Below are 10,025 nucleotides of genomic sequence, written 5' to 3' on the forward strand. Positions count from 1 at the left end.
AGCTTTAACTTCGTCACTGTCCGTACTCAAAGGCAGGAGTATGCCGGGGCGGGATTTTGTGTGTTAAATGCATTGAACTCTTCGTCGGTCGCATAAATCGTTACGCGAGCTGTGGCATTGGCCGCATTGTCGGTCGGCACGAGTTGATAATGTCGCTTTACATACTGCGCGGGCTGGGTGCTTTCGACCCAGATTCTGGCGGTGATGTTACCTGTAACAGGCGCATCACCGGTGGACTGTACCGTAGCAATGATCTGGCATTCCGACCCGTTCACGTTCAGTACCGCCGCTTCTCCGCTTGCCAAGGTTTTGGTTGCAACCGCTTCATCAGAAGCAAGCAGCTCTGAGCCTGACGCATTACCCTGGTATTCGTAAGCGCCTATATCAACGCTGCTACCGGCGGTGCGTACACCTGCTGTCAAGTCGGTGGTAATATAGGAAGGCAGATAACTTGCATTGCCCGCATTGATGGCCGGACTGCAAAGCTGTATGCGGAGTCCATCGTCGGCGGTGCCAAAAATAAGGTCAGTGCCTGCTGGCTGGGACGCATTTACGAAAAGCGGATCAGGGCTGTCGTCCCCATTGTCGAGCGGCGCGCCTTGCATGATGTTGTTATTGCCGGTAAGCGATCCAGATTGCGTAAAAAAGTTATTTGTGCCGCTCTGTACCGCGTTGTTATTCCATAGAATGTTATTATAGAGCGTCACTGCAACAGTCTGCGCGTACAGCACCCCGGCATTAGCACCGGCATTATTGGAATGGAATGTATTGTTGATCAGATCAAGCCGACCAAAAAATTGCAGTATAGCACCGCCATTCTGTGCTGTATTATTTTCAAAAACGGAACCTGTCACCTTCACATCTCCCGACGAAGACAGAAATGCGCCTCCCAGCGATCCGCCTGAATTGCCACTGAATACAGTATTGATAATTTCGCTCGGGGTTTGAATAACGGCAATTGCACCAGCCAGGTCGATTGAGGTATTGGCTGTAAAAATGCAATTTTCAGCCCTGAAACGCCCTGCCGCCTCCTGGCTGTCAGTCGATGCTATAATTGCCCCGGCTGACTGCGAAGCATTGCTGGCAAAGTAGGACCTTCTGACGGTCATACGCGTGTTTAATGCCGTGATCGCACCGCCGGTTACCACGCTTGAATTGTTTGTAAAACGGCAGTTTGTGAGAAGAAGCTTATCAAAACCTGCATTTGACATCGCCAGAATCGCACCCCCGCTGGACTGCGGGGTCGGTTCGCCATTGTAGGTCGCGCTTCTGTCTTTTTGATCTGCATTGCCATCCTGAAAGTTGAACCCGTCAATGACGAGGCTATCTGAAGCTGCATTCAGTCCGACGATCGCAGCGATGTGGAACGAGTTATCTGTCTTATCTCCCGACACGCCGATATCTCCGCTCAGGATGGTAGGATTGGCGGCAATGTTCCGGGTACCTCCGCCGGTGGGATATCCGCCGTAAATTTTAAGTCCTCCCCGGTAAAAGGTAAAGGTGCTATCCCGGTCGGTGTCGCTGGTAGGGTAGTAGGTGCCCTGTGCTACGTGGATTTCAGATATACAGCTGATGCTTTTTGCCATAAAAACAGCATCGCTTAAAGAATTCATCGCATTGGCCCAGCTCGTTCCGTTTCCTGAGGTAGCTGCATTCCTGTCAACATACATCACATTTGAGCCCACAAAAACTTTGGTCGGTTTTGAGGTAATGGAGCAGCCGCTTCCGTCGGTCACCGTCACAGTGTAATCTCCCTGCGTTGTAGCCGTAATGGAAGAGGAAGTAGCGCCGCCCGGATTCCAGCTGTATGAAGCAAAACCAGCCGGTGCAGAAAGTACCACACTGCCACCGGCACAGAAGCCAGTCGGTCCTGATGCGGTGATCACAGGATCAGGCGAAGTAATAGTCACTTCTTTGGTACTGCGGCAGCGCGCCTCGTTGACCGCATAAATGACGTAGGTACCAGGCGCGAGATTTGAAAATACGTTCTCGGTACCGTACTCTCCGTCATTGAGTGTGTATAGTATTTCTTCACTACCATCCTGATCTGTTGATGCGGTAATGGTACCGGTTTGCACCGTGCAGGTTGGCTGGGTTAAAGTAGCTTCAATGACCGGGAAGCTGGATACAGTCACCTTGATCGGTTCGGAAGTGGCTGTACAGCCTGCCACATTGGTGACGGTCACCGTGTAATTACCTGTTGTGCTGACGGTTATAGAGGGTGAATTGCCTCCGCCCGGGCTCCAGGTATATGTACTAAATCCTTCCGGCGCAGACAGCGTAACCTGCCCACCTGCGCAGAATGTTGTTGGTCCGCCAGCCGTAATCACTGGAGTGGTCGAACCTTCCGGTTGTGCATTGATGGTAATGGATGCGGTCGTAACGCAGCCGGTGCTGTTTTTGATCTGCACGGAATACGTACCGGGAGCAAGGTCCTGGAAATCCCCAGATGACTGAAATGCGCCTTCACCGAGGGCGTAGGTGTTGCCAGTGGCAGCTGCATTGCCGGGATCAACCGAAATGGAGCCGGTCGCTTTCGCGCAGGAAGGTTGTGTTACGACCAGTACGTTTGCGGAGGGTAGGGGAACAACTGTGACGGTTACAGCCGAAGATGTGGTGGAACATCCCAATGCATTGCTGGCAGTGACCGTGTAAGTGCCGGACGTGGATACATTGATGGAAGGTGTACTTTCTCCGGTACTCCACGTATAGGTATCACTCTCCGTAAACTCGAAAAGCGCTTTTGAACTCACAGGCAGATATCCTTTTCCGTTGACTGAAAATCCGGTCGATGCTAAACCCTCGTTGCTTGGAAAGGTAGATTTCTGAGTCCATGTGTTCGTTGCAGGATCGTACATCCAGAAGTCTTTGGTTTTCTCCGAAGGGCTTAATCCTGCGCCTACATAGCCTTTGTCGCCGATCGCATAAGCCGCTGCATACTGCCGCGTTCCTCCTGCAAAGTCTGCCTTGGTTTCCCAGGTATCAGTTGCCTGATCGTATTTGTAAAAATCGCTTAAAAGAGAACCATTGCGGAAACCAGTGCCTGCATAAGCAGCGCCGCCAATGCTGAAAGCGGTAGCTGCCTCTCTGCCGCCCGGAATAGAAGCTTTTTCAGACCAGCTGTCCGTAGCCGGATCATACTCCCATAAATCATCATCGTGGCCGGATGGCGTATACCCGAACCCGATATAACCCTTGCTTCCAATGCTGAATCCGGTTGCTTTGTAGCGTTTTGCTCCGCCAAAATCTGCTTTCCGGGTCCAGGTATTTGCAACGGGATCAAATTGATAAAAATCCCTCGTCTGGTCGCCATCGTATCCGGTACCTACATATCCGTTTCCTCCGATCGCAAAACCGGCGGCTACGCTGCGTGGGGTTCCTGTAAAATCGGCTTTCTGCGTCCAGCTGTCGGTAGCAGGATCATATTCCCAGAAATCCCGCTGATTGGTATTATTGTCGCCAAGTCCTGTTCCGATATAGCCTTTGTTACCAATGGAAAATGAAACCCCGTTTTGACGTGCAACTCCGCCATAAGCAGCCTTTTCCGTCCAGGTTCCTGTTGTCTGATTGGCAATTTCAAGCGTGGTGCTACCGTCGGGACAAATTTCGCGGGATGCTTCTCCCGCGATCAATGGTGTGGCGGGAGCTTCGGTGGTTGTTACTGTAAATGGCGCCGAGGTAGTTGCGCACCCTTCGCCGGTAGTAATGGTGACGGTGTAAGAACCGGCCGTGGTGACAGTCAGCCGTGAATCGGTGGAGCCGCCGGGGTTCCATTGGTAATTATTGCCAAAACCTTCGGGTGCCCGAAGTACCACGCTGCCTCCTTCGCAGAATGAAGCAGGCCCTTCGGCGATAATGCTTGGTGTGGCCGTGCGGGAACCACTGAACTCGTAGGGACCTATGTCAATGATAGAATTGTAAATGCGGGGCGCGCCACCTGCATCTGTTGTCGCAGTAACGCCTTCGTTTGTACCTGCATCAATAGCCTGGCTGCAGCTTTGCAGTCGCAAACCATCGTCAGCTGTTCCAAAGATGCCGTCATTCCCTTTCGGATTATCAATATTGACAAATTGCGGATTTACATCAATGCGCCCTTCGCCATCGTACCCGTTTTCGATGATACTGTTTACAACTTGCGGTACGTCGATAAAGAACACATTACCGTTTGATAACCTCGCCGAGTTGCCCCAGATGATTGTGTTTTTGAGTAGCTGGGCGCCAAATAGTCCGCCGGCACTACTTGCCGAGTTTCTTGAAATCACGCAATTCGTCAAAGACATACTTTCGCTGTCATCCCGCTTGGACCAGTAAACTCCGCCACCCGATCCCTGTGGCGCCCTGTTCCCCGTCACCACGCAGTTTGTCATATGCAATGTTCCGAAGGAACCAACGCCGCCTCCCACATCCTCTGAGGTCGTGTTGTTCTCTATCAGACAGTCAGAAAGCTTGATTAAAGATGCTACAGAACCATAAATGCCGCCGGGCGACCGCTCAGAGTTGTTGCCGCTGATAACGGAGCTGTAAAGTGTAACGGATGATTGTGTTACAGTTATGGCTGTGGATGAATTATTTAAAAATTTAGATCCTGTGATGGTTGCGGAAGAGTTGCTATTGCCGTCAAAGGAAGGCCCGGCGTTATTGGAGAAAATGCAGTCCGTGAGAGTTGGAGAGGAATTAGAGGTACGTACAGCAATCTGATTGTTCCTTTCAAATTTTGAGTTCGTGATGGTAGGAGAGGCGCCGACCATCGAAATCGCACTTCCGTAATTGCCTGCTGAGTTGGAGCGGAATATGCAATGTTCGATCGTGGCTGATCCGTTTTCCATATATATTGCTCCGCCTTCCCTTGTCACGCTTAGGTTCTCGAAAAGGCAGTTTCTGATGATAAGAGACGAATTTACAAGATAAACTCCGCCGCCGGTTTGCCTGTTTTCGGCACGGGCCAATCTGAATCCGTCGAGCACTGTCGCGCTGGTCAGATCATATCCGTAGAAATTGCCGGTTCCCAGCCCCAGTATGGTAGTAACGCTGGCTTCATCTTGCAAATTTCTTTGTGTAACCTGCGTTTCGGTGCCGGCAAAATGGCCATATATTTTGACTCCCTCCTTTAATCCGAACGCTTCGTAGGCAGTGGTTTCGTAAGTGCCGCCTTTGACCCAAATTTCGTCACCGGCACGCGAGGCAGCGAGTGCAAGCTGGATTTTGCCTGCCGCATTCTCCCAGGCAGCTGCATCTACAGTTGCGACGCCACTAGCAGTTGTGTTGCCGGATTTGCTTCCGTCAACCAGGTAAATGCTTTGTGCCTGTGTCTGTCCTTGTAAGAGAAGCAGCATGAGCACAGATAGTAAAACAGGGTAGAGTTTAATCATACAAGTGATAGAAAAGGTTAAAGTTTTAATGGTTGCAGTCGGGTATTCGCATTCAAATCACATTCAGCTTTCGCATTTCCTCAATACTTACTGTCGGTAGCTTTTCGCCGCTGCGCAGCTTCCGCAGCACGAGCCTGGCTACGATCTCGGCCGATTCGCGCGTGACAAATCCGCGATTACCCGGCAGGGCAGGTACATTGGGTTGGTGCACCAGCAATTTTCCGTCGGCATACACATCGTAGCCAAAGGTCTGATCCGTGTTCTTCAGGATCTGGTAACTGTAAATGCGTCCGTCACCATCATGGTGATACGGCACATTCCGGGGCATTCCGAAGAGGAGCAGACTTACAAGTAAGAGCAGTTGCGGCATGGTAAACAGAGGAGATGGAGGGTAGGGTTTACGTTCAGAGGCATTTGAAACAAAAGAGAATATTAAAATTTATTTCACCAAAAAGGCAGCGTAGACAAAGCGTAGACAGCTTTGTCAAGTGTTTGATCATCAAATAAATAAATTTACTTTTTATTGAAAATATTTTGACGCTAACATATATACGTTAATGCATTAAAGTCAATAGAAAAGTGCCCGTTAAGCTCAGTACCTAGTCATTTTCCTGCAACGAGAGCTTTTTGTAAAGCCTTGTCTTCGCGCGGCGTACACTCGCGGGGTCGATATTCAGCAAGGTTGCGATTTCCTTATGTGAAAGTTTCATGTGAAAGTAAGCATACAGGCGTACTTCTCTCACGGTAAGGTTGGGGTGAGTTGTTTTGAGATTTTCGAAAAAGTCAGGATGTACCTGTTCGAAATGGAGTTTGAATTTATTCCAGTCGGTGTCGAGCTGAATATTGTTTTCGAGCAGCGAGGTAATACCCCGCAAACCACGTGAGGTATTGGTTTGATGCGGCTTACTAAGCTGGTCGACTTCCAATTTCAAGTGGTTCAGCAGTTCATTTTTTTGAACCATATATAAGGTGGAGGAAGCCAGTTCACGCTGGTTCGTTTCCAGTCGCTCCTGCAACAGCTCGTTCCGCGACTTTTCAGATTGAATTTCCATGTTCACCTTTTCAAGTTCAAGCTGGGTAAGCTTGTTGACGTAGCCCACTTCCTTCAATTCAAATTCAAGCTGTTTGTTATCCAGCTCTTTGGCTAGCAGGTTGTTCTGGATCGTTTTTGTTCTGGCAATCAGGGCTATTGAGAATGTAAATGCCTGCGAAACAATGGCGATTTCGGCGATAAATGCGCCTTTTTCACTATCAAATGATACAAAAATATGGTAAATGGGCATCGCCAGCAGGCACAGCATTGGCAGGATCTGCGCTGCAAGGAAATAACCCGAAGAAGGAATTTTCCGGATGTATCCCATGATACAGGTTGCGAGCGTAAACGCCAGGATTAGCATACAAAATACATTGTCAGGCAGGAGCGTATAATAATCCAGGGGAAAGCCACCCAGATTGACCACCATTAAAACCGCGCTGAGACCAATGTAGCTGTACAGTAAAAACCGCAAAATCTTATCCGGTCCCGGCAGGTTCCGGGCTGTATTCAGGTAAGACCGCGTGAGCTGGACCAATCCGTACAATACGAATATGATCCCAAAGTGTGTGAATAACCTGTTTACATCGTAAGAACTTACAATTTGGCGCAGCGCAAAGTTGAAAACGGGCTTTGGAAAGGGGACCTGGAAGTAGGCTCTGTAAGCAGTCATGTACATCATTCCGCCAATCAGGGAAAGGAGATAGTAGAGCACGGAGCTGTCCCTGAATGTGAGATATACATTTAAATTGATCAGGAAAAATACAACGAGCACCGCCATGGACGCAATCCAGACCGTCAGGATCAGCTGTTCTCTTTTATCTACGACCGCTTTTTGCTGAAACTCGATCAGCGGTTTGAATCGAGGCGTTCCGCCTTTCACTTTTGACAGATCCATTCTCAGGTACATGGTGCTCGTACTTTTTGCAGCCAGCTTTACAACCAGCATGCTGCTGATCCGGGATGCGTTTTCTGTCAACAAGCCTGATGTATCTGCATTCCACCGACCAAGTTCAATATCAGCGTAGTAAAGTATATTGTTCACGGAGGGGAACACCCGGATTACGTATTCACGCTCTGCATTGTACGGATTATTCACGCTGATCCTGAGCCAGTAATTGTATCCTGACGAAAGTGAATCGGTATACCTGAAATCAATGCCTTTTCCTTCACGGATTTCGCCGATCCTGTAGCTCTGATCACGCGCAGCGAGATAATCAATCTTTTGCGCGGCAGATTGGTCAGTAAGTACTTTGACAGGTTGGGCGAAAGAAATGGCTTGCAGAAAGCACAGGAAAGCGAGGAGTATATGTTTTTTCAAATAGAATTATTTGCAGGTTAATTGTTCTGAAAATTACGACTAATTCTTTCAAACTCATCGGGTACCTGCTCAAAAATAGACAGCTGAATTGTGGATCAATGGCATAACTTTTTAACAAGGGCGGCTTAATCAACAAACAATGAAATCATGTCAGCAACTAAAAATTATGCATTGATCACCGGCGCCACCAGCGGCATAGGTCTGGAATTGGCGCGGTTGTTCGCGAAAGACCAGTACAAGCTGGTGCTTGTTGCGAGAGACCAGCAGGAGCTTGATGCCACCGCAGCGGAATTTGCGCAGTACCATGTGGAGATCGTCACAATCGCCAAGGATTTATTTGAGAGAGAGCAGGCAATGGAACTGTATGACGTGGTGAAAAGCAGAGGTTTGCAGATCGACTTTCTCGTCAATAATGCCGGGCAGGGTGTATATGGTAAATTTCAGGACAACGAACTCGATCGTGAATTGAAAATCGTAGACCTGAATATCGCCGCGACGGTTATTACCACGAAGCTTTTCCTTCAAGATATGCTCGCGCGCGACTCAGGCCGGATACTCAACCTGGCCTCGATCGCCAGCAAAACGCCGGGACCGTGGCAGGCAGTGTACCACGGAACAAAGGCTTTCGTGTTATCTTTCACAGAAGCGGTAAGGTACGAGATCAAGGATACCAATGTGACGATGACCGCATTGCTGCCGGGCGTTACGGATACGGACTTTTTCAACAAAGCCGATATGAACGACAGTAAAGCTGTGCAAGACCCCGATAGCATGGCCGATCCGGCAGAAGTAGCCAAAGACGGTTACGAGGCATTGATGGAGGGAAGAGATAAGGTGATATCGGGGTTGAAAAACAAGGTACAGATGGGTTTGAGCAACTTTATGAGCGATCCGATGGTAGCCCACCAGATCAACGAGATGCAAAAGCCGGTTAACGAGAAGTAGGCTTTTCAGGTTTCAAAAGGGCCGGCGTGAATGCCGGCCTTTTTTGCTGCCTTACATTTTGAAATTTCGCGTGGGCAGGGTTTCTTTATTCTATGAAATACTTCTCAACCATCGCATTGCTTTTCTTGTCCAATGCTTTTATGACGCTGGCCTGGTATGGTCACCTCAAATTTTTCAACAAAGAAGGCGGGCATAGTTCAACTCCGCTGTATATGATCATTCTGCTGAGCTGGGGACTAGCTTTTTTCGAGTACTGCTTTCAGGTACCTGCCAACCGCATCGGCTCTTCCGAAACGGGCGGACCGTTTTCCCTTGTGCAGCTGAAAATTATCCAGGAAGTAATCACCCTGATCGTTTTTATGATTTTCTCAACCGTGTTTTTTAAGAATACCCAATTCACCACCAACCACCTGATCGGTTTTGCACTGCTTGTTGCAGCTGTTTATTTTATTTTTAAGGGCTGATGCTCAATGATGTACAAGCCCGCTGTGCAATTTACAACAGGTAAGTACTCAAAAAATCAAGGGTAAAGGCAGAGCAAGTTGTCGGTATGTCACATACATCGCAAAACTGCTTTCTGCCGGGCCCGCAGTGAATACCAGCGCGCGTGTATGTATCTGAAATCTCACTTTCAAATACATTACATTGAGCAACTTACAGCATTTGTCAATCTGGGAGCGCATTGGTCTCGGGCTGGCCCTTATTTTCTGCCGCACTCTATCAGGCATTCTTTTCTTCGTTCTGAGCAAAATCTGGCATTATCGCAGGAAAGTGGTCTTTGACAACCTGGCGGCCAGTTTTCCTGAACTTAGTGCGGATCAGATCAAACAAACTGCACACAGCTATTTCAGACACCTCGCAGACCTGATTGCAGAGTCGCTTTTAATAGCTCATTTGACAGATCGCCAGCTGCGTGCATTGACCCGGTTTGAAAACATCAACCTGATCCAAAAGCTCCTTCGCGAACAGAAATCCATTGTACTCGTCGCTTCGCATGTTGGCAATTGGGAGTACCTGCATTTATTGCCTGCATTGACTGGCTGCGAGGTTTTCGCGGCGTACTCACCGGTAACAAACCAGTGGATTGATAAAGCATTCATGCAGATGCGCAGCCGGTTTGGCGTGCAGCTGATCGCAAAACGCGACTGGTACCGCTTTGTGTTGCAACGCAGGGAGAAGCAGCCTGCTATCTTCATTACCATCGCCGACCAGCGCCCCGAAAAACCAGGTGAGCATTGTATTCATTTTCTAAACCAGAAAACCTTCTTTCAACCCGGTGCAGCGCGGCTAGCCTCGAAGCTGGACTGTGCATTGGTATACCTTGACGTAAGCCAGACCGCCCGGAATGCATACAATT

Annotated in this window: 6 protein-coding genes; 3 read left to right on the forward strand and 3 right to left on the reverse strand. The window is 49.0% G+C overall.

Going from position 1 to position 10,025, the window contains the following annotated elements:
* Nucleotides 1-26: 26 nt before the first annotated feature.
* The 3 genes from ACTIE6_RS09170 to ACTIE6_RS09180 all read right to left on the reverse strand — a co-directional run bounded on the left by ACTIE6_RS09170 (nucleotide 27) and on the right by ACTIE6_RS09180 (nucleotide 7,723).
* Nucleotides 27-5,333: a right-handed parallel beta-helix repeat-containing protein gene (locus ACTIE6_RS09170; RefSeq protein WP_439556352.1), complete on the reverse strand. Its 5,307-nt coding sequence runs from the start codon at nucleotides 5,331-5,333 to the stop codon at nucleotides 27-29.
* Between the two features lie 88 nt (nucleotides 5,334-5,421).
* Nucleotides 5,422-5,739, reverse strand: a complete 318-nt coding sequence (locus ACTIE6_RS09175) for a DUF4907 domain-containing protein (RefSeq protein WP_439556353.1) — start codon at nucleotides 5,737-5,739, stop codon at nucleotides 5,422-5,424.
* A gap of 229 nt (nucleotides 5,740-5,968) precedes the next feature.
* Nucleotides 5,969-7,723, reverse strand: a complete 1,755-nt coding sequence (locus ACTIE6_RS09180) for a 7TM diverse intracellular signaling domain-containing protein (RefSeq protein WP_439556354.1) — start codon at nucleotides 7,721-7,723, stop codon at nucleotides 5,969-5,971.
* 147 nt (nucleotides 7,724-7,870) lie between these two features.
* Between ACTIE6_RS09180 and ACTIE6_RS09185 the strand changes: the two genes are divergently transcribed.
* The 3 genes from ACTIE6_RS09185 to ACTIE6_RS09195 form a co-directional block, all read left to right on the forward strand.
* A complete protein-coding gene (locus tag ACTIE6_RS09185) occupies nucleotides 7,871-8,668 on the forward strand; it encodes an SDR family NAD(P)-dependent oxidoreductase (RefSeq protein ID WP_439556355.1) in 798 nt (265 codons plus the stop codon).
* A gap of 92 nt (nucleotides 8,669-8,760) precedes the next feature.
* A complete protein-coding gene (locus ACTIE6_RS09190) occupies nucleotides 8,761-9,132 on the forward strand; it encodes a DMT family protein (RefSeq protein ID WP_439556356.1) in 372 nt (123 codons plus the stop codon).
* Between the two features lie 181 nt (nucleotides 9,133-9,313).
* A partial coding sequence (locus ACTIE6_RS09195; protein ID WP_439556357.1) for a lysophospholipid acyltransferase family protein occupies nucleotides 9,314-10,025 on the forward strand: 712 nt, incomplete at its 3' end.

The organism is Dyadobacter sp., from assembly GCF_051859145.1.
Classification (GTDB): domain Bacteria; phylum Bacteroidota; class Bacteroidia; order Cytophagales; family Spirosomataceae; genus Dyadobacter.

What these genes read in the sequence shown, in the direction of transcription:
- ACTIE6_RS09170 (WP_439556352.1), bottom strand. Translation starts at nt 5,333, where the DNA reads ATGCTGCTTCTCTTACAAGGACAGACACAGGCACAAAGCATTTACCTG.
- ACTIE6_RS09175 (WP_439556353.1), bottom strand. Translation starts at nt 5,739, where the DNA reads ATGCCGCAACTGCTCTTACTTGTAAGTCTGCTCCTCTTCGGAATGCCC.
- ACTIE6_RS09190 (WP_439556356.1), top strand. Translation starts at nt 8,761, where the DNA reads ATGAAATACTTCTCAACCATCGCATTGCTTTTCTTGTCCAATGCTTTT.
- ACTIE6_RS09185 (WP_439556355.1), top strand. Translation starts at nt 7,871, where the DNA reads ATGTCAGCAACTAAAAATTATGCATTGATCACCGGCGCCACCAGCGGC.